This window comes from Acinetobacter sp. H1(2024) (assembly GCF_046557555.1).
GTDB lineage: Bacteria > Pseudomonadota > Gammaproteobacteria > Pseudomonadales > Moraxellaceae > Acinetobacter > Acinetobacter seifertii.
The window spans coordinates 716,012-741,328 of record NZ_JBKGFO010000001.1 but is presented as its reverse complement, the minus strand read 5'-3'; the positions used below and the strand labels follow the sequence as shown (position 1 = coordinate 741,328).

26 protein-coding genes are annotated in these 25,317 nt (G+C 37.2%); 15 read left to right on the top strand and 11 right to left on the bottom strand.

Going from position 1 to position 25,317, the window contains the following annotated elements:
• Positions 1-38 precede the first annotated feature (38 nt).
• The 5 genes from ACLCEG_RS03505 (at position 39) to ACLCEG_RS03485 (ending at position 3,552) form a co-directional block, all read left to right on the top strand.
• Positions 39-413, top strand: a complete 375-nt coding sequence (locus tag ACLCEG_RS03505) for a hypothetical protein (RefSeq protein WP_198071285.1) — start codon at positions 39-41, stop codon at positions 411-413.
• Positions 406-1,734, top strand: a complete 1,329-nt coding sequence (locus tag ACLCEG_RS03500) for a glycoside hydrolase family 19 protein (protein ID WP_198071284.1) — start codon at positions 406-408, stop codon at positions 1,732-1,734. Before ACLCEG_RS03505 ends, ACLCEG_RS03500 begins: the two co-directional genes overlap by 8 nt.
• Entirely contained in the window at positions 1,731-2,270 is a 540-nt protein-coding gene (locus ACLCEG_RS03495) for a hypothetical protein (protein WP_410565851.1), read from the top strand. The genes ACLCEG_RS03500 and ACLCEG_RS03495 overlap by 4 nt, the downstream gene beginning before the upstream one ends.
• 132 nt (positions 2,271-2,402) lie before the next feature.
• Positions 2,403-3,116 carry a hypothetical protein gene (locus ACLCEG_RS03490; protein WP_410565848.1) on the top strand — a complete coding sequence of 238 codons (714 nt, stop codon included), beginning with the start codon at positions 2,403-2,405 and terminating at the stop codon, positions 3,114-3,116.
• A complete protein-coding gene (locus tag ACLCEG_RS03485) occupies positions 3,091-3,552 on the top strand; it encodes a hypothetical protein (RefSeq protein WP_410565845.1) in 462 nt (153 codons plus the stop codon). Before ACLCEG_RS03490 ends, ACLCEG_RS03485 begins: the two co-directional genes overlap by 26 nt.
• Positions 3,553-3,590: 38 nt before the next feature.
• On the opposite strand, the gene ACLCEG_RS03480 is transcribed toward ACLCEG_RS03485, so the two are convergent.
• A complete protein-coding gene (locus ACLCEG_RS03480) occupies positions 3,591-4,037 on the bottom strand; it encodes a hypothetical protein (RefSeq protein ID WP_410565842.1) in 447 nt (148 codons plus the stop codon).
• 387 nt (positions 4,038-4,424) lie between these two features.
• Between ACLCEG_RS03480 and ACLCEG_RS03475 the strand changes: the two genes are divergently transcribed.
• The 4 genes from ACLCEG_RS03475 (at position 4,425) to ACLCEG_RS03460 (ending at position 8,487) form a co-directional block, all read left to right on the top strand.
• Positions 4,425-4,883 carry a hypothetical protein gene (locus tag ACLCEG_RS03475; RefSeq protein ID WP_410565840.1) on the top strand — a complete coding sequence of 153 codons (459 nt, stop codon included), beginning with the start codon at positions 4,425-4,427 and terminating at the stop codon, positions 4,881-4,883.
• Positions 4,884-4,915: 32 nt separating this feature from the next.
• Positions 4,916-5,641, top strand: coding sequence for a hypothetical protein (locus ACLCEG_RS03470; RefSeq protein WP_410565838.1), 726 nt, complete (start codon positions 4,916-4,918; stop codon positions 5,639-5,641).
• A 685-nt stretch (positions 5,642-6,326) separates the two neighbouring features.
• Positions 6,327-6,911 (top strand): TetR/AcrR family transcriptional regulator, encoded by a 585-nt coding sequence (locus ACLCEG_RS03465; RefSeq protein WP_410565835.1) that lies wholly within the window; start codon positions 6,327-6,329, stop codon positions 6,909-6,911.
• Between the two features lie 235 nt (positions 6,912-7,146).
• Positions 7,147-8,487, top strand: coding sequence for an aspartate aminotransferase family protein (locus ACLCEG_RS03460; protein WP_174740809.1), 1,341 nt, complete (start codon positions 7,147-7,149; stop codon positions 8,485-8,487).
• Positions 8,488-8,639: 152 nt separating this feature from the next.
• Here ACLCEG_RS03460 and ACLCEG_RS03455 read toward each other — a convergent pair whose 3' ends face one another.
• The 3 genes from ACLCEG_RS03455 to ACLCEG_RS03445 all read right to left on the bottom strand — a co-directional run bounded on the left by ACLCEG_RS03455 (position 8,640) and on the right by ACLCEG_RS03445 (position 12,383).
• Entirely contained in the window at positions 8,640-9,674 is a 1,035-nt protein-coding gene (locus ACLCEG_RS03455) for an AraC family transcriptional regulator (RefSeq protein WP_198078839.1), read from the bottom strand.
• A 307-nt stretch (positions 9,675-9,981) separates the two neighbouring features.
• Positions 9,982-11,307 (bottom strand): haloacid dehalogenase-like hydrolase, encoded by a 1,326-nt coding sequence (locus ACLCEG_RS03450; RefSeq protein WP_410565832.1) that lies wholly within the window; start codon positions 11,305-11,307, stop codon positions 9,982-9,984.
• 74 nt (positions 11,308-11,381) lie between these two features.
• A complete protein-coding gene (locus tag ACLCEG_RS03445) occupies positions 11,382-12,383 on the bottom strand; it encodes a phosphotransferase enzyme family protein (RefSeq protein WP_410565829.1) in 1,002 nt (333 codons plus the stop codon).
• 181 nt (positions 12,384-12,564) lie between these two features.
• Between ACLCEG_RS03445 and eat the strand changes: the two genes are divergently transcribed.
• On the top strand, positions 12,565-13,980 hold the full coding sequence (eat, locus tag ACLCEG_RS03440) for an ethanolamine permease (RefSeq protein ID WP_410565826.1): 1,416 nt from the start codon (positions 12,565-12,567) through the stop codon (positions 13,978-13,980).
• Positions 13,981-14,033: 53 nt separating this feature from the next.
• Here eat and ACLCEG_RS03435 read toward each other — a convergent pair whose 3' ends face one another.
• Positions 14,034-14,252, bottom strand: a complete 219-nt coding sequence (locus ACLCEG_RS03435; RefSeq protein ID WP_410565823.1) for a LysR substrate-binding domain-containing protein — start codon at positions 14,250-14,252, stop codon at positions 14,034-14,036.
• Positions 14,253-14,271: 19 nt separating this feature from the next.
• Positions 14,272-14,922: a LysR family transcriptional regulator gene (locus ACLCEG_RS03430; RefSeq protein ID WP_410565820.1), complete on the bottom strand. Its 651-nt coding sequence runs from the start codon at positions 14,920-14,922 to the stop codon at positions 14,272-14,274.
• Positions 14,923-15,028: 106 nt separating this feature from the next.
• Between ACLCEG_RS03430 and ACLCEG_RS03425 the strand changes: the two genes are divergently transcribed.
• The 3 genes from ACLCEG_RS03425 (at position 15,029) to ACLCEG_RS03415 (ending at position 18,161) form a co-directional block, all read left to right on the top strand.
• Entirely contained in the window at positions 15,029-15,949 is a 921-nt protein-coding gene (locus ACLCEG_RS03425) for an alpha/beta hydrolase (protein ID WP_114271596.1), read from the top strand.
• 24 nt (positions 15,950-15,973) lie between these two features.
• Complete coding sequence (locus tag ACLCEG_RS03420; RefSeq protein ID WP_410565816.1) at positions 15,974-16,888, top strand: alpha/beta hydrolase; 915 nt, start codon at positions 15,974-15,976, stop codon at positions 16,886-16,888.
• A gap of 709 nt (positions 16,889-17,597) precedes the next feature.
• The gene (locus ACLCEG_RS03415) at positions 17,598-18,161 is read left to right on the top strand and encodes a TetR/AcrR family transcriptional regulator (RefSeq protein WP_410565813.1); all 564 of its coding nucleotides are present in this window, start codon (positions 17,598-17,600) and stop codon (positions 18,159-18,161) included.
• A gap of 156 nt (positions 18,162-18,317) precedes the next feature.
• Here the strand turns inward: ACLCEG_RS03415 and ACLCEG_RS03410 are convergent, their stop codons facing one another.
• The 3 genes from ACLCEG_RS03410 to ACLCEG_RS03400 all read right to left on the bottom strand — a co-directional run bounded on the left by ACLCEG_RS03410 (position 18,318) and on the right by ACLCEG_RS03400 (position 20,151).
• Entirely contained in the window at positions 18,318-18,671 is a 354-nt protein-coding gene (locus ACLCEG_RS03410; RefSeq protein WP_410565810.1) for a hypothetical protein, read from the bottom strand.
• Complete coding sequence (locus ACLCEG_RS03405; RefSeq protein ID WP_410565807.1) at positions 18,668-19,018, bottom strand: hypothetical protein; 351 nt, start codon at positions 19,016-19,018, stop codon at positions 18,668-18,670. The genes ACLCEG_RS03410 and ACLCEG_RS03405 overlap by 4 nt, the downstream gene beginning before the upstream one ends.
• Before the next feature lie 215 nt (positions 19,019-19,233).
• Positions 19,234-20,151, bottom strand: coding sequence for a LysR family transcriptional regulator (locus ACLCEG_RS03400; protein ID WP_410565804.1), 918 nt, complete (start codon positions 20,149-20,151; stop codon positions 19,234-19,236).
• 98 nt (positions 20,152-20,249) lie between these two features.
• Here ACLCEG_RS03400 and ACLCEG_RS03395 point away from each other — a divergent pair, with 98 nt between their 5' ends.
• Positions 20,250-20,846 (top strand): NAD(P)H-dependent oxidoreductase, encoded by a 597-nt coding sequence (locus tag ACLCEG_RS03395; RefSeq protein WP_410565801.1) that lies wholly within the window; start codon positions 20,250-20,252, stop codon positions 20,844-20,846.
• Positions 20,847-20,902: 56 nt separating this feature from the next.
• Here ACLCEG_RS03395 and pobR read toward each other — a convergent pair whose 3' ends face one another.
• Positions 20,903-21,718, bottom strand: coding sequence for an IclR family transcriptional regulator PobR (gene pobR / locus ACLCEG_RS03390; RefSeq protein ID WP_151761624.1), 816 nt, complete (start codon positions 21,716-21,718; stop codon positions 20,903-20,905).
• A 141-nt stretch (positions 21,719-21,859) separates the two neighbouring features.
• On the opposite strand from pobR, the gene pobA reads away from it, so the two are divergent.
• Positions 21,860-23,074 carry a 4-hydroxybenzoate 3-monooxygenase gene (gene pobA, locus ACLCEG_RS03385; protein WP_410565797.1) on the top strand — a complete coding sequence of 405 codons (1,215 nt, stop codon included), beginning with the start codon at positions 21,860-21,862 and terminating at the stop codon, positions 23,072-23,074.
• Between the two features lie 148 nt (positions 23,075-23,222).
• Here the strand turns inward: pobA and alr are convergent, their stop codons facing one another.
• Positions 23,223-24,515 carry an alanine racemase gene (gene alr / locus ACLCEG_RS03380; protein WP_068936012.1) on the bottom strand — a complete coding sequence of 431 codons (1,293 nt, stop codon included), beginning with the start codon at positions 24,513-24,515 and terminating at the stop codon, positions 23,223-23,225.
• Positions 24,516-25,317: the final 802 nt, after the last annotated feature.

Sequence of the window (25,317 nt, the reverse complement as noted above, 5' to 3'; positions counted from 1 at the left end):
AGCAAAAAATTAAGCAGTTGATAAATAGAGAATTTAAAATGGGCGGAAAATTTGTAGTTAGAGCAGGGCAACATAAGTTTGAAAGTGGTGAGAAAATTGTTTCGCCTGTGAATATATTGCCTTCTGCACCTAATGATTATAGTCGTAAATTTTTTATTCCTCCAAATACTGAATCAACAGAAAGTAATATTAAAGTTGGCCAACCTACTCATATTTTGGGACTTAGAACCGATGATCATAAACCTATTTTTTCAGAAAATATAAAACCAAATAATTCAGATGAAATCGTTAAAACAAATCGCTTTTATACGGACAAATCAACTAAAGCTATCGTTCATTTATTTGTAGACTTGCCTGTGATGAATATTCATGAAAGTGATGAAGAAGCAAGGGAGGAAGATTTAAATGGCTGATTTTATAGATGTAAATGTTTTAATTCTTGACTCTAATAATGAAAAATTTAAAGGTTTTCCATTTAGAGGGAAATTTTCTAATGAAACTGTGCAAAAACAGAAGATATGTGATGAGAACGGAATTTGTAAATTAACTCTAAAAGTTGGTACGGCTTATCAAATTTCTGTTTTAATGCCAGATGATAGTTACCAAGAAAAATTAGTCATTAACGCTATGGCAGGTTTAAACAACAGTACTCAAAAAATTGTTCTAGATGACCCAATTAATTCATATTTAGCATCTATCATTTTGACTGCAAAAGATATTAGTACTCCTCCACAAATTGTGCCTAAAGCACAAATCCAAATTAGTTATATGGGAAAAACCAGTATTCGAGATACGGATGATTCGGGTGTTCTTAAACTTAGAATATTGATTGGTGAACCACTACAATATCAACTTGTTGATCCACTTTCTAAAAAGCCAATGAAAGGTACTCATATAGATGAGACTATCGCTAAAAAAATGAAAAACGAGGTAATAGTAGTTCAACCATCAATCAGAGTTGATGCTAGTTTAGAGCCTGATAAGCCCGATACAACTACGCCTAAACCGCCTGAAAGCGATATGACGATTACTATGGCACAAATGCAAAAAATGTGGCCTGATGTTAAAAATACATCAAGCATGCAAACTGTTATAGATGAATTAAATATTGGTCTTAAAGAGTATAAACTTGATACTCGATTGAGGCAGGCTCATTTTATGGCACAAGCTCGTGCTGAATCAGGGCGTTATTTCAAGCTTAGAGAAAATATTGCTTCGTATACAGAGAAAAATCTTTTAGATAATATGGGATATTATAAAAAACATCCTGCCGAAGCTAAAATTGATGCCGCAATAAAAGATAGGGCATTAAAAGAAAAAACTATTTGTAATAAAGCATATATGGATATAAATCGGGCAAAGAAATTGGCATTAGGAAATGTGAAGCAGGGGGATGGTTATAGGTTTATTGGTCGAGGAATGAAACAATTGACAGGAAGGTATAATTACACTCAGTTTAATAAATTTTATATGAAAGCTTGGCCTAATGAAAAACTAAATTTTGTGGAAAATCCAGAATTAATTGAGCAGCCTAAATATGCTGCAAGAACTGCTCTTGTCTATTGGTTAGCAAATAAACTGTATGATCTTGCTGATAAAGGTGCAATTCATGATTTTGTTGATTTAGTGACAAAGGGTGTTAATGCTGGAGCAACTGATAAAATGTTAGCAGAAAGACGAGAGTTATTTGATCAAGCAAAAAAAATCTTTAAAGGTATAGAAGGTAAAAAATGAGAATAATTAAATTAATGATGTTTATTAGTAGCTTTTTTATAGTATCAACTGGATATGCAGGTAGTTCAGTTGATACAGAAAAATTTTGTAAAACTCAAATTACTAAACTCACAGTATATACAAAAAATGATTTTGAACTTATTAGTAAATCATGTGATTCTGAAAGTAACCCTTTTATTGAAAACACTTTAGTTTCTAAAAATCAAAAAATTTTTTTAAATAAATACAGTATGGATGGTGGTGATAACCCTCAAAAACTAGCTGCGGTTAGTGTGTATACAAAGAAAAATAGTGAACCTATTTTAATTACTTTACATACTCAAGAATGGTGTTGTTATCCTTCACCTCAAGGGACTGTTTATTCTGTTGATTTATATAAAATAAAAAAGATAAATAATAATGTAAAAATAGATCCAATAACTAATATTTTAGGTAAAAATAGTTCTGGATTAGATGGTGTTTCTGATGAATATTTGAGCTTTAAATTTAAAGATATAGCATCAATTAAAAAATGGCTGGAAAAAAATTATAAATAGCTAGATACTTTAAAATATAACTTTAGTTGCTTTAAAACTGGGGGATTTTTGTCCCCTATAACTTTAAATAATGCTAAAATAATAGAGAAAACATGGCACAACAGAGTTTATAGTAAATTATAGAGAGTGTAAGTGAAAAAATATATATGGATTCTATTTGTATTTTTATCCTTTAATGTATATGCCGATACAAATAAGTGTATTAATTTTAAGAAGGATTATAGTCATTATAATAATGAAAATATGTATGATTTGGATGCTTACCTAACTGATTGTCATCAAAAATCTAAAAAAATAGAAACTTTTGGATATTTTGGAGATAGCCCTAAAGTAAATTATTACTTTTTTCAAAAAATAGATGGTGTTAATCGTTTATTTATTTCTACTTATGTTTTAACAGATCAATATGAGGAAAATCCCAAATACGTATATGAAGATGGTAAGTATAATTTCATGAAAGTATTTGATTGTTATGACTTTACTTGTAAAGCTAATAAAAAGATGACTGATTTTTTTGGTGATGGTGCTAATTTAGTCGAAGTTAAAAGCTATAAAACAATATGGAAATATCCTTATTCTGTAGCTAATGATGTAAAAAAAGAATTAAATTCCAATTTTTTTAAAAACTGGTGGAGTAATCAGTTAAAGTCCGGTGTTGTGAAAAATAAAACTGAAATTTATAAAGAGGCTGGGCTAAATTCTGAAAAAGCTGGTTATCTTATTTCTGGTGATAAATTTAATATTTCAGGTGTTTACTCTAGATGGTTAAATATTTCTTATGTTAATAAGAATCACAAAACCACAACTGGTTGGATTCGCTGTGAAGATACGAATATTTGTAGTTGATTCTCTGAAAAAAACATTACTTCGTTTAATTGTAGTTTTATATAGCTTCTTTGCTGTAGCGCCAGTTTATGCTGAAACTATATTTCAATGTACTACAAAAAATAATAAAGTAATAAAGGTTGTTGATGCGGATAAGACTATTCAATATTCTTTTGGTAAATTGCTAAAAACACCTGAAATAACATTGTCTATTCCTCGCAATAAAGTAACGACCTACCAATGGGCTGGCATAGGTCGTGATGAAAATTACTCAATTCAAATCCCAAATGGCAAGATCGTCTATGATGTATTTCATAGCTTTGATAGGAGTACACGTAAAAACTCGGCTGGTATCAATGTAATGCAAGAGGAAGAACAGCTTGCAACTGTAAGTTGTGATATGAGCAAGCCTATTATCAATAAATTAGAAGGTATTAAACTTCGATCAGAGTTCTAATTTAACTGCAAAAGGGGGGAACTCTTATTTTTAAGTTTTTAGCATTTTCTATTTTTTGCCAAAACCAATTCCTGACTTTCATTGTAAAAAGTTAAGGTATAGCTTTTTAAAGTTTTCCCATTTGAACTGATAAAAAATTTGCCTGACACTGGAACTTTCCATTCTGATCCAACATTGCTTGCCAAACCAATCCACGCGTGTCCATTAAAAGTAAATACTCGTTCCTTTTCTATATGGAAGTCTTCAAAATAAATGGCATCACACCAAAATTTGTCAGTGCTATTAAAGTCTTTTTTAGAAAATTTCCAACAACTTAAAATTGAAAAGTTACTTTCAAACCATTCATCTTTGAAGTTGAGGTGAATATAGTTATGAATGGCCTCGGCCGTAAGTTTCTCTAATTGTAGAACTCTACGCTGAATGCGTCTTTTACTCGAATAAATGAACTTTCTATATTTATCTTCTTGGTATTCATTTCTTTCCATAGTTTTAGATATGATCAATTGGCTTGGCTAAAGTTAGTATATTAAACCTGATATAAAACATCTGAGTACATTTATATTGAAAAGTTCTTCTCAGACAGACTTTTTTATTTTTCAAAGCTAAGTCGTGGTTATCGTACTTGGCTTAGGGTAATCTAGAATGATGTAATTAAATTAATGTATATGCAAATAACTATCGAACTCTAAATAATTTAATTTTTAAAAATTATATAACGTCAATTATGTTAAATAGCTTGCGAAATGGAGAGTAAATTTGGATTAAAGCGACACAATTTGTCGTGTATTTTTTAAACAAAATTCAATAAATTTTTTAGACATAGTAATATGTTCTAATAAATTTTTTATTATTAATATCTAAGGATTAAAACTATGTCACGACCTGAAATACCCAATTTAAGAACTTGGCCCCGTAATTTAAGTACCGCCCAATATGGTGGATTATCTACAATGCAAGGCGGTGGCATGTCTACAATGCAAGGCGGTGGCATGTCTACGATGCAATACGGCGGTATGTCTACAATGCAGTACGGTGGATTATCTACGATGCAGTATGGTGGGTTATCTACGATGCAGTATGGTGGATTATCTACAATGCAAGGTGGTGGATTATCTACAATGCAAGGTGGAGGGTTATCTACAATGCAAGGTGGAGGGTTATCTACAATGCAAGGTGGTGGCATGTCTACATCTTCCATCAATATATATCGTAGTAATATCCCACCTTGGCCAGTATTTTTATTGGAGTTAGAGATGAGAGGTTATCACGGTCAAGCACAGTTAATTAGACGACATATACCATCATTTTTATATCCTGAAAATTTCTTTTAAATTTTTTATTAAATAAAAGACATCTTAAATTGGTGTCTTCTTTAGATGTATATAAATCTTATATTTTTAAGTTGGGGATTCTTTTGTATAACTCTTTCTCATTAAAGAAAGTTTTTGAGCTTTATGCTGCCATGCCATTGATACTGATAGCTTTAGCTGGAACTTATAAGTTTGGTTATTTCTCTACATTTGATGCTTTATGGATATTACCATCTATATCTGCTTATAGTTTATTTTACTCGATTTTAACTACTACTTTGTTGTTCGCTTTTGGGAGCGTACTTTCTTTAATTTATTTATCTTTTTGTGTTTGGCTAGGGCATATATATTCACTCATTTTTTCCATACTATTTGTAATAATATCCATATTTTTGATAGGTATAGATACATCAATTACCTTAGCAACTAAGTTAATTCCTCTTTATTTCGGTGTGTTTTATTATGCTTATGTACACAGTTCTATATTTGGAGGACAGATAGAGCAACACTTTAGCTCGCCCTTGGTATTATTTTTAACGATTATTGCTTTTGGTTGTATGTTTGGAAGTGGTGTGAATGATGCAAATAATGCCATTAATAATAAGACACTTCCAGTAGTATTGTTTGATCTGCAAACGTCATATCCAAATAATCAGTCTGATTGGAGACTATTAGAAGCAATAGATACCCGATTTGTTTTGATTAATCTTAAAAATAGAACAGATTATGGGTATGAAATGAAAGTAGTTGAATACAGTAAAGTTGATAGTATCTATTAATTAAATAGCTATCAACTTTATAGTTTTATTAAAATCAACATAGTATGGTTTATACAAAATAATTTTTAGCTCAAATAAAACAGCCTCCCAAGGCTGTTTTTTATTTCTCAACTTAACAATAACCCCTTCATTATTTAGCCGTACTTTTCTAATGATTTAATTTAAAACAAATGGCATTTTGCGTGCTTGACTGTAAAAGGGTTGGGCACTATTCTTTGCCTGCTGGCCTACATTGCCAGTCGATCGTCGCGGATCGTCCCTTAAGAGCATTAAAGGTTTTATACTTTTAGTGTGTACACCCTCGTGCCCCCTCTGCGGCGGAACGGGAGGGGGACACCTTTGGGTGTGCTGGAATCTTAAGGCCAGTCCGCGAACCCCCTTTCGTTCTGCCACCATAATTTTAATGTCTGGCAGAACTCCCAATAAAAAGGAGTTGGCTTTGCACATCCATTATTTCTTGGCTCTGAATGCCAAAAGCTATAACGACACAGCTTAAAAAATTAAAGCAGCTTGAACGCCTCAAGGTTTTCAGGCTTAAAGTCATTTTTACTTAAAACTTAGCAACAACAAACTTGAGATGTGCCAAGCACAGTCTTTACGGCTTTGCTGTGCCTTTTTTTCTCCCAAAAGGGGCACAGGCTTTTTATCTCATTTAGAAACAACAAGAATTTATAACGGAAAAATTATGCGAAATTTAGAAATCTCTTCCAAAAAATTACAGGTTATTCAAACCGCGATCCAACTCTTTACTACTCGTGGCTTTCACACTGTAGGTGTAGACCTGATTGCTAAAGAGTCCCAAATCACTAAATCTACGTTTTATAAATATTTTGGCTCAAAAGAACGCTTAGTCGAAATGTGCATCGCCTTTCAAAAAAGCCTACTCAGGGAGAAAGTGCTCGCTATTATTTACTCAAGCCGTTATTACGCGTCAAAAGATAAACTCAAAGAAATTATTGTATTACATACCAATTTAAACAACCTCTATAACCTTTTACTAAAAGCTATTTTTGAAATAAAACTACTTCACCCGCAGGCTTACCGTATGGCGGTTGAATATAGAAAATGGCTGCGCCATGAAATTTTTGATTTGATTTTTAGCGGAGAAATCCGTGAGCCACAATTCGATGCCAACATGGTGGTAAACCTGATAGATGGTTTACTACTACAGGTTTTAGGCTCGCAAGGTTTGGAGGAAAGAGATGTAGTGTTGGATTATTTTTTAAATTCTTTTGCTAGAAATTTTAGCCCACGATTACGGGAAGTATAAGCCCTAATGATAAATAGCGATTAGATGAGCTTTGAGCATTGCAATATCAGACCAATAAGTTGACTTCAAATCGTGGCTTAAGTGGTCTGAGGTCAAGTTTTTTTAAAGATACTTAAGCAATATGGTTTGCGTAACTTCAATCAAATACTGAAATATTTCGAATCAGCTTATGAGTTGCCTACGTCATTCATCGTCTCGCGCAAAAGTATGCTGAATATAAATAGAGGAGTCATTCATGGGTACGCGTTCAACCATTATGGATACCAATAGCTTTCGTCCAGAACATGCTGCTGAGCTGGACCATGCTACCCGCAAACTGACCGATAAAAGAAATAAAATTTTAGGTGAATCCTATCGCTTGTTTTATCGCAATCCCGTGCATCTGGTGAAAGGACAGGGGCAATATTTATGGGATGCAGCAGGTCATCAATATCTGGATGTTTACAACAATGTTGCCAGTATTGGTCATTGTCATCCTGCAGTGATTGAAGCGGTAAATGAGCAAATGAAAATGCTTAATACCCATACCCGTTATTTACATGAAAATATTTTGGATTATACCGAAGAACTCTTACAAACTACTCCCGATGAAATTGACCGTGCCATGTATATGTGTACGGGTTCGGAAGCGAATGATTTAGCGATTCGTATTGCACGTGAATATAGCGGCGGTACAGGAATCATTGTGTCTCAAGAGTCGTATCATGGAACCAGTAGTTTAACCTCAGGATGCTCTCCAGCACTTGGAACTGAGCAGCCTTTAGATGCTACAACTCGTCTAGTTCCAGCACCTGATTATTATCGAATTCAAACTGATGATTTGGGCACTTGGTTTGCTCAGCAGATCCAGCAACAAATTGATGATATGAATGCAAAAGGCATTAAGTTTGCAGGTTTTTTAGCGGACTCAATATTTTCTTCTGACGGTGTCATGCCTAATCCTGTTGGGTTCTTAAAAAAAGCGGTTGATGTCGTGCATGCCAATGGCGGTATCTTTATTGCTGACGAAGTACAACCGGGTTTCGCGCGCACTGGCGATTCGTTCTGGGGCTTTGGTCGCCACAATGTTGTGCCTGATATCATTACCACAGGTAAGCCAATGGGTAATGGCGTGCCAGTGTCAGGGCTTTTAGCCAAGAGTGAAGTTCTTGCTGCTTTTAGCGATAAAATTCCATATTTTAATACCTTTGGTGGTAATCCTGTTTCTATGGCAGCGGCACAGGCTGTACTTAAAGTCATTCAGGAAGAAGAATTGCAAACCCATAGTAAATATGTGGGAGGGCTGCTTCTCAAAGAACTCACTAAACTTATGGACAAACATGAGATGGTCGGCGATGTCCGTGGCGCTGGTCTGTTTATAGGGTTTGAACTGGTCAAAGATAGAGCCACAAAAGAACCAAATAAAGCATTGGCTTTGAACCTTATTGAAGAACTCAGAAATACTCATCGAGTTTTAACCTCAGTTGCAGGTCCTTATGGCAATGTATTAAAACTGCGCCCACCTTTGGCTTTCCAAATAAAAGATATCGATTGGTTAGTTGGCGCTTTGGATCAAGCATTAACAAAATTAAAGTAAGTCACTTTAAATATAAAAAATACCCTTCAAGTTGGATGTTAAATCTAATTTGAAGGGTATTTTGTTGTTCAATTATTTTGTGGCTGTAAAAGTTATTTCGAATTAGTTAAATAATAAAAAGGCCTTTATTCAAGGCCTGTATTTGCGATGTTTTAGTGTCTTAATTGACGTGGTGTAACACCAAACCAGCGTTTAAATGCACGTGATAGAGCACTTACTTCTGAGTAACCTAATAAGAATGCCATTTCTGAAATTGGAATATTTTTCTGCTTAATATAATGTTCAGCCAACTCACAACGGACCTGATCGACTAAATGAGTAAAGGTGAGTCCTTCATTTTTTAAACGGCGGGTAAGGGTGCAACTCGTTAAGCCAATATCATGAGCGATTTTTTCAAGGTTTGGTTCACCTTCACTAAGTTCAAGTTGGATGTGAGAACGTACCTGATCTGCAAGACTTTGACTGGGTGAAGAACGATTGAGTAATAGCAGCGTATCTAAAATCACTGTTAACAAAATAGAATCGCGGCCCGGCATAGTATGTTGGACGTCTTTTTTTGAAATGATGATGGAGTTAAAAGGTTGATCAAAATAAACAGGCGCATTAAATAATTTGCTGTGTTCTTGCCAAAATTCAGGCCGAGTATGCTCAAAGTGAATCGCGCGTGGTGAATAATGAGGGCCCATCACTTCACGAATCACGTTCATAAACATGCCCATGGTCAGTTCTGCATCTTGGCGTCGAGTTAAAATCGCGCCGTGTTGAACTTGATAATCTATGCGCCAGCTATCTCCTAAATCGACCATTCGATTAAGCGTATCTTTCTGATGCAAATAAAAGTTATTGGTCATGTTCATGAGTGCAGACTCTAATGTATTTGAACAAAGACCAATGTATCCAATCAGCCCTAATGATTTCGGTTGAAACTGTTGACCATAATGCAGGCCAAAATTATCACAACCAGAAACCAGCGCTGCTTGTTCTAGCACCTTGCAATAATTGGGTAGTTGTAAGCTTAGAGTTGGGCTAATTAAAAGTTCAGGATTAATACCACTAATACCTAAAACGCGATCAACATCTGCACCTTTTTGACGAATAAACTCGCTTAATCCAGAGGCAGCTGCAGACAATACACCTTGATTACACATATTTGAATCGACAAGATGAGCTGGGTTGAGATGTAACATGTCAAGTCTCATGATATTTAATCCTACTATTCTTATATTAAGCAAAAGCCATACCAGTTTTTGCTTACATCCATGATTTTGTGGTTTTAAAAGTTTTTATAAAATAATGACTTATGTATTGCTGTTTTAAGTTTCAGGCTTGATTCTTTAAGAAGAGATCAAGAGTTGTATTTAACGTTGGGTAGCGAACTAAAAGAAGGCAGAAAATGCATTAGAGATAGGCAAAAAGGGCAGAACTCAAACAAGAAATTAAGCGGCTTCTCATGCATACAACATGTATTGTAGGCATGAGAAAATAAGTGAAATATTAATTTTTTGTAGTTTTTGCCGTTTGTGCGCCATAACTTAAACTGGCCATTGAAGGTCTAAATTGACCTGTATTGGCATCGCGGCCCTGTAGTAAAAATTTAGTATTGGCTTGACCGTAGCTCTGCACAGCCTGCTGAGAAAATTTTCCAATATCAGAACTCGGACTGCGCAATCGATTAATAATGAGTACCTTCTGAGTCGCCGCAAAATCTTGCATCATATTTTGATCGCCCTCACTGTCACCTGCGATAAAAATTGGCCCGTAACCATATTTAGAGACTAAAAAACGCTGGATGGTTGCTGTTTTGCCTTTACCTTGAGTTTGCGCATAGCCATGACGAAACTCAGGTAAAATTCGATTTTGTGTATCTCGTTCTAGCTCCATGGCATAGGCATTTTTTTCATTAATGTTGTAGCCGATCTCTGGATTAGAAATAATTTCCTTAATCACATCAATAAAAGATGCCGAGCAGACATAGACATCAATGCCATTGTCCTGAAAGGCTTTAAATAGATTTTGCATTTCACGGTATGGTCTTAAACCATTTTCCCAAGTGGTTTTCACAACACCTGCTTGGCCCGAAAGTGCTGCGGGAGAGGTCCATGTCACAGGTCCAATCGGTTGCTGCATTTGCCAAGCTACCGTTGCTTTCACCAAATTACGGACTTGTTGTTCGGTAAGCCCAGTAAATAAATAAGTGACCCACGGATATGCAACTTCATGATCAAAGGTGTCTCCAATTGCCGCATATAGATATCTCATTTTAGTAATGAAATCGAGATAATGCGGATCTTGTTTAATTTGATCCAGACTTTGCTTGCCTTTTAGACCGCTATAGTGGTGATAAAGCCATGTGTAGCTGGCAATAATATCTGGGGCAATTTTATCAATATTGACGGCTTGGCCTTGCTGGTTATTGTAGGCCGCTTCAAAGTTTTGCGAGCTAATTCCTTTACGAATAATCTGATTAAGCTGATCTGGCGTAACATTAAACGCTAAGTGTTCAAGCTGATAAATTAAAGTTGCTTCTTCGATGTCTAAAAATACCGAGGTATTATCAAAGTCAGTGACAATATACGGGCGTTTGTCAGGATTGTAGTTAGGGCTATCTTTTCCATAAGTAGCAATTAATTGATTAAGTTGGTCAAAGTTAAAAGTATCCCATTGACCTTTTTGAATATATTCCTTTTTGGGAATAGCGACTGCGGGAGATGTGCTTTGTAGAGGGTTATAGTTACATGCGCTTAGAGCAATCATACTTGCCAGACTACTGGTGAGTAATAGTGCTTTGGCAACTTTGCTCAGTTGATGGGTAGCTTGCATAAACCCTTCCTTTAAATTCTATAAAAATTAAAAACTAAAAAGTGAAAATGAAGAAAAGCGATCTAAATCACTTTTCAAATTCCGACAGGCATTTGTCCGTTTAGATATTTTTTACAGAGACGCACAGTTTCATTGGACCACTGGTCTCCAAGACTTTGAGCCATTTCTGTTTGTGCGTGAGAACCATTCCAAGCCATCATTTGAATGCGGCGTTGCATGATAAAAGTCGGGATCATTTCATATTCTTCAGACTGAATATGACCTACGCGCTCGTAGCCTTTTAACCAGTAATCAACCCAATGAGGCGCATTTGCATAATGTTCATTGAAGCTAATCGCAGCGGCGAGGTCATGCATAAACCAGCTCATGCCGCAGTCATCAAAATCGATCACGCCGATACGTTCTTGTTGTAGTAATAAATTGGTTAAACGCAAATCGGCATGAATCAGGCCATAACGTTCTTGAGTTTTACCAAAGAAATTTAAATCTTTCGAAATCTGTGCAATCGCTTCTTCAATCACGCCGTGATCTTGTGGTCTTAAATGAGGGGCATTTTTCCAGTTCCCCCAGTGTCCATCTGCACTGATCATGGTTTCATGGTTCCACACAATACGTTGAAAGTTTTCAGGCGCTTGCCATGTCTTACTATGTACGTGCAACTTTGCGGTAATTTGTCCTAATTGTTCAAATGCAGTGGGGTCAACTTCAACCGTCGGCATATCGCCCTCAACCCAGTTAAAAAGAACTGCATAACGACAAATATCATTTGATAGTTTCAAGGTAATGACGCGTTCACCCGATTGATCTGCAATCGCAACAGGAACTTGGATTCCACTCGCATTTAAAGCATCTAACCATTCAAGCTCACTTTGTATATCCAGTTTGCTGTGATAGTTCGGACGGTGAATTCGAAGTGCATATCGGGCAGAACCAGTCGAAACCTGAAACGTTGCATTTTCAGACTGACACAGTAGTTTGACCTGTCCTTGATAGTCTGATGGATATTGCTTAATTGCTTGTTCTGCCAGTATTTGTAATTGAACTTGGCTTAAAAATTCATTTTGTTCTACAGACATAACCCATCTCCTCAATTTAATTTTTAAACACGTTTTGTGTTGAGATGCCGTCGATCTTATAAAAGAAAAAATGAATCAACTTGACTTCAAGTGGTCGGGGAGATGTTTTGCTGTCAAGTTTTATGAATATCTTTTGCGCAACTATTGGTGGTGTAAATTTGGTCGATAAGGCAATACGACAATGAAAGAGTCTGAATTAAGCGTAGAGGTTGGTGCTTTACAACAGGACGCAGAGTATTTTGCAAAACGTCAGTTAAAAAAGGGGGCAGTAGGTTGGTTACTTTTAGTGGGGCTAGGTGTCTCTTACGTCATTTCGGGTGACTTTGCGGGTTGGAATTTTGGACTGGCACAAGGCGGCTGGGGTGGACTCTTTATTGCAACAGTCATCGTGGCGTTTATGTATCTGTGCATGAGCTTTGTGATGTCTGAGATGTCAACCATGTTACCTACCGCTGGCGGTGGCTATAGTTTTGCCCGCGTTGCATTTGGTCCTTTTGGTGGATACCTCACAGGGACTGCGATTTTAATTGAATATGCAATTGCACCTGCTGCCATTGCCGTATTTATTGGGTCATATTGCCAATCACTCTTTGGCATTGGCGGCTGGGCCGTTTATTTAATTTGCTATTTAGTTTTTATGGGCATTCATCTCAAAGGTGCAGGTGAAGCGCTTAAAATCATGTTTGGAATTACCGCCGTTGCTTGTATTGCATTGGTCGTATTTATTGTCGCGATGCTTCCACATTTTGACAGCGCACGTTTGTTTGATATTCCAGTCAGTTCTCATGCAGGTGCAAGTAGCTTTTTGCCGTTTGGCTATATGGGAATATGGGCCGCAGTACCTTATGCCATCTGGTTTTTTCTTGCGGTTGAAGGAGTTCCACTGGCAGCCGAAGAAGCAAAAGATCCAGTACGTTCATTGCCACGTGGCTTGATTGGTTCAATGTTGATATTGGCATCGTTTGCACTTTTAATTTTATTTTTGGGTGCAGGCGCTGCGGGTTCAAATGCTTTAAAAAATTCAGGGGCACCTTTAGTTGATGCACTTATTGCGGTATATGGTCAGCACACATGGTTGGCAAGCTTTGTTAACTTTGTGGGTCTTGCTGGACTTGTCGCAAGTTTCTTCTCAATTATTTATGCCTATTCACGTCAGATTTTTGCATTGTCACGTGCGGGATATTTACCAAAAAACTTATCGCTTACCAATGAAAATAAAGCGCCATATTGGGCCATTATCATTCCGGGCATTATTGGCTTCTTACTCTCTTTAACAGGTGAGGGTGACTTACTCATTTTAATGGCAGTATTCGGTGCAACCATTTCTTATGTGTTGATGATGCTTTCACATATTAAATTACGTTTGTCTCGCCCCGAATTACCACGCCCTTATAAAACGCCTGGTGGAATGTGGACGTCTTGCATTGCCTTGATTCTTGCTGCTGTTGCTGTTGTGGCAGGGTTAATGGTAAATCCAAAAGTTTGGTTATTGGCCGCGCTGATTTATGTCGGATTTATACTCTATTACTTGTTATATAGCCGTCACCATTTAGTGAAAGGCACGCCTGAGCAAGAGTTCGCCATGATTGATGACTGAGTTTGAGTGCAATACAAATAAAGAGGCTTCGGCCTCTTTTAAGTTTTTATAAGTTATATCTCACTCAATGTATCTTTAACAATTTTAAAGGCAGGAGACATGAGCCGACGGCTCGTATAAAACAAGTAAAAAGGCGGTAAGGTAACAGCGTGTTGGTCTAATAAACTGACTAACTTTTTTTCTTCTAAAGCAGGTTTTACTAAAAAGTAGGGCAAATAAGCTACTGCACAACCATCGAGTACAGCATCGAGCATTTCATCTAAACTGGTCATAACCAGTTGAACAGGGCCTCTAAAAAATACACTTTTTATTTTTATCTTTAAACTCCCATGCCATTAAAGAGTTATCAGTTAAAAGACGGATATAGATGCCTTTGTGCTTTTTTAGATCGTCTATAGATCGAGGTGTTCCGTACTTTTCTAAATATTCAGGTGAAGCGACCAATCGGAAGGGAATTTCTTTACTAATCGGAACCGCAATTAAATCTTTTTCCACCAAGTTTCCAACACGTACCCCAGCATCATATCCTTCTTTTGCAATATCAATTCGTCTGTTTTCAGACGTCAGTTCCAAAGATATATCGGGATATTGTTTTACAAGCTTTTTAAGCTTTGGCCATAAATAATACTTAATGGTAAATGCATCGGCTGAAATACGCACATGACCACTTGGCAAGTCTTTCATAGAGCTAATTTGTTCTATGCCTAAGTCGATATTTTCAATATTTTGACCAACAAGCTCAATAAGGCGCGAACCTGCTTCTGTAAGGGTAAGACTACGAGTAGAACGGTTTAATAGCTTTATCCCTAACTGTGCTTCAAGATTATTAATACTCTGGCTTACAGCCGATTGGGTAACACCCATATATGCCGCAGCTTTCGTAAAATTTTTAGTTTTTACTACTTCAGAAAATGTTTTTAAATCATTCAGATTAATTTTCATGATTCATAAGTTCTACTAATAGTTACGATCAGATTATAGCATCTAATCAAGTTAATCATTGCTTGTTACTATGTTTTTCATGAAGTTCAGCACAGGTGAGTCAACAATGAAAAGCGTAAAAATTAAAGCACCTTATTGGGAAATCGCAGCAAATCTCTATTTCCCAGAAAATTTTGATGAAAGTATTCAATACCCAGCAATTATTAGTGGACACCCAATCGGAAGCTGTAAAGAACAAACCTCTGGAAATGTATACGGTGCAGCATTAGCAAAAGCTGGCTTTATTGTGATTGCATTTGATGCAAGTTTTCAGGGTGAAAGTGGCGGTGAACCACGTTCAACAGAAAATCCAGTACTTCGTGTAGAAGACTTCCGTTTAGTGACTGATTATTTGATGACACTTAACTATGTCGATGAAAACCGAATTGGCGTATTAGGAATTTGCGGGGGCGGTGGTTATGCACTCAATGTTGCAATGACCGAAAAACGGATTAAGGCAGTTGCTACAGTAGACGCCGTAAATTTTGGTCGCTTGTCGAGAGAAGGCTTTAGTAACTGGAATCCTTTAGAGAAACTAGAGCTTATTGCAAAACAACGTACTGCCGAAGCTCGCGGAGAAACAAGAAGAGTCGATGATTTGCTGCCAAGTTCAGTTGAAGAAGCCAAAGCGGCTGGAATAACAGATATTGATGTACTAGAAGCAACTGACTATTACAAAACAGATCGTGGCTATCAACCAAATGGTGTTGCTAAAACATTATTTTCGCATTCGGCTGTGGCAATCGGTTGGGATGCATTTCACCTAGCTGAAGTATTACTTACACAGCCTTTATTGCTGATTGCAGGTGATAAGGTCGGTGGTTTTGGTTCATATCGAGACAGTTTGGAAATCTATGGTCGAGCACGTTCACAAAATAAAGAGCTTGTGATTGTAGAAGGTTGGTCTCACTACGATTTATATGACAAACCTGAACCAGTGGCACAAGCATTAGCAAAACTCATCCCATTTTTTCAAAAGAATATCTAAGTTAAGCCTATAAAGGAGCTAACCATGAATACAGTTAAATTTCAAAATTCAAATGGTCAAGATATTACCATTGCAGCAAATATTCACTATCCATCAAACTTTGATGAAACACAAAAGTACGTAGCAATTGTTGTTGCTCATCCGGGTGGAGGCGTAAAAGAGCAGACCGCAGGTTTGTATGCGTCCAAGCTTGCTGAACAAGGTTTTATTGCAATTGCATTTGATGCAAGTTTTCAGGGCGAAAGCACAGGTTTACCTCGCCAGTTAGAAAACCCTTACATTCGTACAGAAGACATTAGTGCCGTGATTGATTATCTAACAACCTTAAGCTATGTCGATGAAAACCGTATTGGGGCGATGGGTATTTGCGCGGGCGGTGGTTATGCCGCAAATGCTGCAATCAATGACCGCCGTATTAAAGCAGTAGGTACGGTAAGCGCAGTGAATATCGGCTCTATGTTCAGAAATGGTTGGGAAAACACAGTTAAAGATGCAGATGCTATTCCATACATCCAAGCGGGTTCAGATGCGCGTACAGCAGATGCAAATAGTGGAAATGTTGCAACCATTCCGCTTGCACCTTTAAAAGAAGAAGATGCACCGAATGAAGAGCTTCGTCAGGCGTGGGAATATTACCATATGCCAAGAGCTGAGCACCCTAACTCACCAGGGGTTGCAACAGCCCGTAGCTTAACTCAAATTATTACTTACGATGCTTATAACAAAGCTGAAGCTTTCTTAACTCAACCATTAATTGCAATTGCTGGAAGTGTTGCAGGTAGTAAATGGATGAGTGAAGACCTAATTCAGCGTGCTGCAAGTCAGGATAAAACTTTACATATTATTGAAGGTTCAAACCACATGGAGTTATATGACATTCCTAAATATGTAAATGAAGCTTCGAACGTACTTGCTGATTTCTTTAAAATGAAATTGTAAAATTACCACTATTGATTTAATAAAAGCCCGTTAATGGGCTTTTATTATTTAAACAGAATTTGCTTATTTTATTGAAAGAACAAGATTGCTTTAGACAGAAAATACCTATTTATAAACCAAACTTTAACAATAACCCCTTCATTATTTAGCCTTACTTTTCTAATGATTTAATTTAAAACAAATGGCATTTTGCGTGCTTGACTGCGAAAGGGTTGGGCACTATTCTTTGCCTGCTGGTCACATTACCAGCCGGTCGTCGCGGACCGAGTACAACAGCATCAGAATTATTCCTTTCTGAGGGATAATTTTGTGTGAGCATCTCCTCGTCTCCTCCCGTAGCGGTAGGACGGGAGAGGGACACCTTCGGGTGTGCTGGTTGTTGTACCAGTCCGCGAACCTTCTTCCGTTCTGCCACCATAATTTCTATTGATGTCGGCAGAACTCCCAATAAAAAAGGAGTTGGCTTTGCACATCCATTATTTCTTGGCCCCCAATGCCAAAAGCTATAACGACACAGCTTAAAAATTAAAGCAGCTTGAACGCCTTAAGGTTTTCAGGCTTAAAGTCATTTTTATTTAAAACTTAGCAATAACAAACTTGAGATGTGCCAAGCACAGTCTTTACGGCTTTGCTGTGCCTTTTTTCTCCCAAAAAGTGCACAGGCTTTTTATCTCATTTAGAAACAACAAGAATTTATAACGGAAAAATTATGCGAAATTTAGAAATCTCTTCCAAAAAACTACAGGTTATTCAAACTGCAATCCAACTCTTTACCACTTGTGGCTTTCACAGGTCAGGCGTAGACTTGATTGCTAAAGAATCCCAAATCACTAAATCTACGTTTTATAAATATTTTGGCTCAAAAGAACGCTTAGTTGAAATGTGCATCGCCTTTCAAAAAAGCCTGCTCAGAGAAGAAGTGCTCGCCATTATTTATTCAAGCCGTTACTACACGTCAAAAAATAAAATCAAAGAAATTATTGTTTTACATACCAATTTAAACAGCCTCTATAACCTTTTACTTAAAGCTATTTTTGAAATAAAACTACTTCACCCGCAGGCTTACCGTATGGCAGTTGAATACCGAAAGTGGCTGCGCCATGAAATTTTTGATCTGATTTTTAGCGGAGTAATCCGCAAACCAAAATTTGATGCGAACATGGTGGTAAACCTTATAGATGGTTTATTGCTACAGGTTTTAAGCTCAAACAGTTTGGATGAAAGAGATGTGGTGGTGGAGCATTTTCTAAAAGGTTGTGGTTTGCGTGAGTAGCTATTGCGATAAGTCGATGTCTATATGGTGACTTTGGGGTAAAGCGATAGGCACTTACAGTGCCTTGATCGCTGGAACCAAGTGCTGATTAATGATTTAAGCAGCCGCCATATACGTTTACTTTCAGATCGTGAGGAGAGGGCTGAGAAGTAAGGCTTAAGGGTTGATCTTGCCACGCCGCGCATCCACGACATAATTGCCATCCACACAATTGATGGACAGCAGATTACCACTCTCATCAACATAGTCAGCATTCAACACCGAAGTACATGGATGTTGTTGCAGTCTCAGCGCACTAGCCACAGCCTCTAATATTTCGGTCTGAGTTGCAGCACGCTCGGTTGGCATCTTTGGCATTTCAGCTATTTGATTGGCATTAAAATAAACATTTTGCGTAAAACCGAGTAATTGACCAAGTAGGGCTTGAGACAATTCTTGTTGTGTTTGTGCATTAACATTGCTCATCAGCATTGCTGAAACAAACCCAAATAGGCAAATGCGCGATTTCATTTACCTTTAACCTCACCTGTTAGAGGCAATACTTGATAGCTTTCCCCGCCAGCACACTTCACCGATATTTTTGAACCATTGGCATCTAGTGCACGAGCGTTAACCACACTATTGCAGTTTTTACCACGAACTCGAACACCAGCCGCCACACCATTATAAAGTTCAGCTTTCGTCAACGGATGTCCTTTAGGAAATTGAGGCATATCCACTGCTTTTTTTATACCTGCAAATGCGTTATATACAAAAGCTCTCAAGCCCAAGTGAGTTGCATCCATAGGGGCTTCCTCTGCGTGAACAGCAGAGACCAATAAAAAACCTGTAAGCAATGCGATAACGTTATATTTCATATAAGTAATTCTTGTAAAGTGAATCGAGCGAATACTCACATAAACGCTTTTTATAGTCAAGAAAGTTGACCATCACCTTATTATTTTTCTTCTAATAAAAGAATAACTTAATAGTTTTTCAAGTGCGCTGCATGGTGAAGAGATAGGGTTGAAAATTTGATTGAGAAGACGAGGCTTATTAAAGCTTAGTTCCTCATGTTAAGGCCTTTTTTATTTTAAGCTTGTTTGTTCAGTTCAGACGGTAAATGCTGCGCCAAATAATCAATTGCAAGACGGGTTTTGAGTGGCATAAAAGGCAGCGCAGGCCATACCAAATGAATCGGAAAAGCAATGCTCGACATGGTTTCTAATACTTGTACGAGTTTACCATCCTGTAATTCATTTTGAATGAGCCAATCGGGTAGCCAAGCGATACCTGCTCCAGCAAGCGCTGCATTTTTAATGGCTTGTAAGTCATTTAAAAGAAGTTTTGCTTTGGGCTTAATAAATAAAGGCTCGCTATTTTCCTTTTGAAGTTGCCACTTTTTTATTTGACCAAAATGCGGATCGGCAATTGTGGTGTGGTTGTCTAAGTCTTCAATATGTTCTAGGGGAACTGCTTCATTTTCATTTAAATAGTTAGGTGAGGCACAAAGTAGCATTCGATGCTCACCAATCGGTTTGGCAACGAGCTGAGTTGTATCAGGCAATGTTCCGATTCTTATACATAAATCAAAACCTTCTTCGACCAAGTCTACAGTTCGATCATTAAATGAAATTTCTAGCTGTAAGTCCGTATGCTGCTGAGCAAATTTAACCATGAGCGGGGCTGCAAAGACTTGTCCGAATAGCACTGGCACAGACATTCGTAAACGGCCTGTTGCGTTAATTTTGCCTTGGTCTAATAACGCCGCCGCATTTTGTATTTCGTTCACTGCTCGGCGGCTATGTTCATAAAACAAAGCACCTTCATCAGTCATGCTGAGTGAACGTGTTGTTCTTTTAAATAGAGCCACACCAAGCTGTTCTTCAAGCCGAGCAATATTTTTACTAATGGCTGAGCGAGTTAAATGCAATTGCTCGGCAGCTTTTACAAAACTTCCAGCTTCAACCACAGTCACAAATATAGATATTGCACTTAGTTCATGTTGCATGATTGTTGCCTAAAAGGAACCAATGATAAGAAATAATATCACCACTGTTGAATTTATTGTGGAGTTAATATGGCTCCATCAAAAATGTGGAGACAGTCATGGCTAAAATATTGGTACTAAAATCCAGCATTATGGGTGAGGGTTCACAAACCAATCGCTTAATTGATGTAATGCTTGAACACCGTAAAGATCAAGGTTTGCAAGATGACATCACCATACGCAATTTAGCTGAAATGAACCTGCCTGTATTAGATCTGGAAATTTTTCAGGCGTTGCGTGGTGCGGAAAATAACAATCAAGACATTCAGCAAATCGTTGCTTTATCTGATGAATTAATTGCTGAATTAAAAAGTGCTGATTTATTGGTGATAGGCGCACCCATGTACAACTTAAATGTGCCAACTCAACTCAAAAACTGGTTTGATTTAGTGGCACGAGCAAGACAAACATTCCGCTACACCGAAACTTATCCGCAAGGTTTGGTTGAAGGCGTAAAAGCGGTGGTGGTAAGCAGTCGGGGCGGTATTCATGTTGGCCAAGACACTGAGGCAGTCACGCCATATCTCAAAGCAGTGTTAGGGCTAATGGGCATTCATGATGTTGAATTTATTTATGCAGAAGGCTTAGACATGCAGGCCTATCGCAGCAATGCATTAAATCTGGCAAGCCAGCAAGTTAAAGAATTCGCCATTTAAAATCATAACCTGAAACTCTTGTACCTCTAATTGATCACAAGAGTTTCTAAGTTTATTTAAATCACATTTCTAAGTTCATTTGCCGTGTTGCGTAGCAATGGCAAAATTTGCTGAACCAAATAATCTTCTTGTACGCGGTTAGTTTGAGACATGCAGTTAAGCGCTGCTATGGCTTGACCTTGGGCGTTAAAGACGGGTACTGCAATCGCAATTACGCCAAGCTCATGTTCTTCTTTAGAAAGACAATAATCCGATAACGTAATGCCCTTAAGCACTTCAAAAAACTTTGACTCATCTACTATGGTAAAAGGCGTTAAGCGTTTTAAACCATAAGTTTTGACCCATGCGTGCTGAGCTTCTTCAGACAGTGCTGCTAACAATACTTTACCTGTGGACGTGGCATGGGCAGGGAGACGGTTTCCTAAGTGCATGCCATAAGGACTTACACGTAAATTATCTTGCTGCGGTAAATAGCTGCGGGCAATCGGCACCACTTCGTTATCATCCAGCACCACAATTGAAAAAGTCAGGGATGTCTGCGCGCACAAAAGATTTAAAAAGGATTGAGCAACTTTAGGCAGGTGGGCAGAGCTTAAATAAGAACTCGAAAAGCGCAGCACGCGATGAGTGAGCCAAAAGTAATGTTCATCTGTTTCTAAATAGCCTAAGTATTTTAAAGTCTTCAGATAACGCCTTGCCGCTGTACGACTAATGCCGGTTCGCTCAGCCACTTGAGTAACATTGAGCCGTTGTCGGTCTGTTCCAAAAGCTTCGAGTAAAGCTAAGCCTTTTGCTAACCCTGCAATGTAGTCATCTTGACGAATTTTCTCATGCGAGTTCGGGTGCTCTAGAAAAGCATCGAGAGAAGGCATCCTTTCATTCCTGTTATTTTGATTGTTTCTGTCCGCTATTCGGACAAACTAAATGATAAACGGTTATTTTCGTCTTGCCTACATAGTGAACAAAACTTAAAACCAGTAATTTAAAAGTCAGGATGAAACAAGGATGAAGTTATGGATATTTTAAAGACACAGGTTGCAATTATTGGTTCTGGACCAGCAGGGTTATTGCTTGGGCAGCTTCTATATAAAGCTGGGATCGATCATATTATTGTTGAGCAACGTAGTGCTGAATATGTGGCTTCACGGATTCGTGCCGGAATTTTAGAGCAAGTTTCAGTCGACTTAATGAAACAAGCAGGCGTTGACCAAAACTTAAAAGAAAAAGGATTACCACATTCGGGCATCGAAATCTTAACCAATGGTGAGTTACATCGGGTTGATCTGGCCGCACTAACAGGTGGTAAACAAGTGACCGTATATGGTCAGACCGAAGTCACCAAAGATTTAATGACTGCTCGTGAAGCAGAGCAGCTCACTTCATTTTATGAAGCTCAAAATGTACAAGTAAAAGATTTCTACACTGCACCAAAAGTTGAGTTTGAGTACCAAGGTAAAGCCTTTCAAATTCAGTGTGACTTTATAGCAGGGTGTGATGGTTACCACGGTGTCTGCCGTGCCAGCGTACCAGAAGACAAAATTAAAACCTTTGAAAAAGTTTATCCGTTTGGCTGGTTAGGGGTGTTGGCAGATGTCCCACCTGTAGCCGATGAACTCATTTACGTACAATCAGAACGTGGATTTGCTTTATGCAGTATGCGTTCAGAAACGCGTAGCCGCTATTATTTACAAGTTCCCTTAACAGATCATGTCGAAGACTGGTCCGATGAAAAGTTTTGGGATGAGTTAAAAAACCGCCTAGACCCTGAAAGCCGTGAAAAGTTAGTCACCGGACCTTCTATTGAAAAAAGTATCGCGCCGTTACGCAGCTTTGTGACAGAACCAATGCGTTTCGGAAAACTATTTTTAGCAGGTGATGCTGCGCATATTGTTCCACCGACTGGAGCAAAAGGTTTAAATCTTGCTGCGTCTGATATTGCTTATTTATCAAGCGCACTCATTGAATATTATGCCGAAGGTTCCGAACAAGGGATAAATGAATACTCTGAAAAATGCCTGCAACGTGTATGGAAAGCAGAGCGTTTTTCTTGGTGGATGACTCATTTATTACATCGCTTTGAAACTGAAAGTGAGTTCGATCACAAGATTAAACAAGCCGAGTTGAGTTATGTACTGGGTTCGATTGCGGGTAAAACAACCTTAGCCGAAAACTATGTCGGTTTGCCTTATGAAATTAAGCAAATTGATAGTTTTAAGCATGCAAGCTAAAGACTAAATAAAAATAAAAAGGGCATGAAAATGCTCTTTTTTTATATAAGAATTTAAGTAGGATGTAATAGATTAAGGGATGTGGTCATACTAAAAGTAGCCCCGATACTTTTTGAAATATAGGGCTACTTATCAATTAACCTAAAGTTTACTCAGCGGTTGCTGCAACTTGATGATTACTGATTTGCGTTGATTGCTGAGATTGAATAGGTTTAATCACTTGTGGATTAGAGTTACTCCATGGAGTATAGGCCTCTGTCAAAATATGGCCTGTAAGACTCGTTAAATCACTAGATTGAACCTCAGCATTGCCTTGACGTCCAAATAATACAACTTCATCGCCCGCTTTGGCTTCTGGAATATCTGTTACATCAACCATAACAGTATTCATGGATACTCGACCAACCACTGGTGCTTTTTGTCCATTGACTAAGACAAAAGCTTTATTACTAAAACTACGACGGTAGCCATCCGAATAACCTACAGGCAAGTTTGCGAGTTTAGAATCACGTGTCAACGTATAAGTTTGGTCATAACCTACAGTTGAACCTTTAAGGTAATTATTAATTGCAGCAATTTGTGTTTTAAATGCCATCATGCGTTTAAATTCAGGGTGATTAGGAAAATCTCCATAAATAATTGCGCCTGCACGGACCATATCTAAATGTGATTCAGGAACATTTACGGTAGCAAATGAATTTGCTGTATGTAATGTTAATTCTTTACGATTCAGTTTGGCTTTTTTAATCAACCATGCTGTTTGTTCATTAAATTGAGCTAGGCGCTCACGAACATATTTTTCATCTTCTACAGCATAATGGGTCATAATGCCGTCAATTTTAAGATTTGGAAGCTTAGTGATTGCAACAGCTTGTTCTTTACCTTGAGCTGTAGACATTTCAAGACCATTACGATCCATACCACCCGAATTTAAAGCCAAGCTATAATGAACAGTTGTATTGTTCGCTTCTGCCCATTTAGAGATACGGGCAGCCTGATCATAATTACCCAAAAGCTCTTCGATATTTAACGCATGTGCATTGATGATTTCACTATCAGTTGCTGTACGTAAACGTGTAATTTTGCCTTTATAGCCATGCTTACGCACCATCGCCGCTTCTGCATTACTGGTGATGCCAATACACGATACGTTTAACTTCATAACACTCGGCATAAGTAGATCAATACTATGGCCGTATGCATTTGCTTTCATGACTACACAAAGTTGTGTTTTGCCATTAAGTAATTGATTTGTCCTTTTAATATTATCTTCAAAAGCTTGAGTGTCAACTTCAATCCATGCATTTGCTGTAGGTGCAGGGCTGACTTCATTTGTGATATGAGACGTGAGTAAAGGTGCAGCATGGGCAAATTGTATGGAACCGAATAATACCAATGCACAGCTATAAGCGAGATGCGAAAAATTTGTTTTAAGTTTCATGAGTTTTTTAATCTTTCCTGGCTGAATATGATTTAACGCTGGGTGGATTTTTATGGTTAAGTACAGAGATATAATTAATTTAAAATGTCACACGATTTGGTCGTAATAATACTTTCTCCTTAAAATATTATAGTCAGTGTTAAGTAAAATTTAATTTTGCTTAAACTGTATTCAGAAAATACAAATGTGATTTTAAATAATCTTAATTAAATCTAAATATACATTTGTGAAAAAACAAGAAGAAAAATCATTATATTTTTTTGAATGTTATTTTTTTAATCTAATTATTGGTGATATTTTTAATAACAATTTTTAAAATATAACATTTGGTAAATAATTAACTTTATTATTAAAAGGGGTTTTTTATTTTTATTATTTATTAATTATGATTTTTTTATCATTCGGTAAAATATAAAAAATATATGGAGGTAAACATCCGAAACTTTGTTTTAGGGCATGTGAAATATTTAAATTGTTATACTTATCATATGTTTATATTTTTTTATTAAAATTATTTAGAAATTTTTGGTTATACCGTGACAAATTTTTATGCATCAAATGTCATATTTAATAGTTTTTAATTAATTAATTTAAATTTTATAAATGAAATATTAATTAGATTGAATAAATAGTTGAGTATTATTTAACCTTGGAGGTGTAGTTATGGTTTTGTGTAATAAATCGACGAATTGGCCTTATCTTGTTTTTTTAATTAAATTTGTTGTTTGAAATTTTGATTAAATTAAAATTTTATGTTTATTTTTAAATCAGGAAATTTTATTAATATTTTAGTTTTTATTAA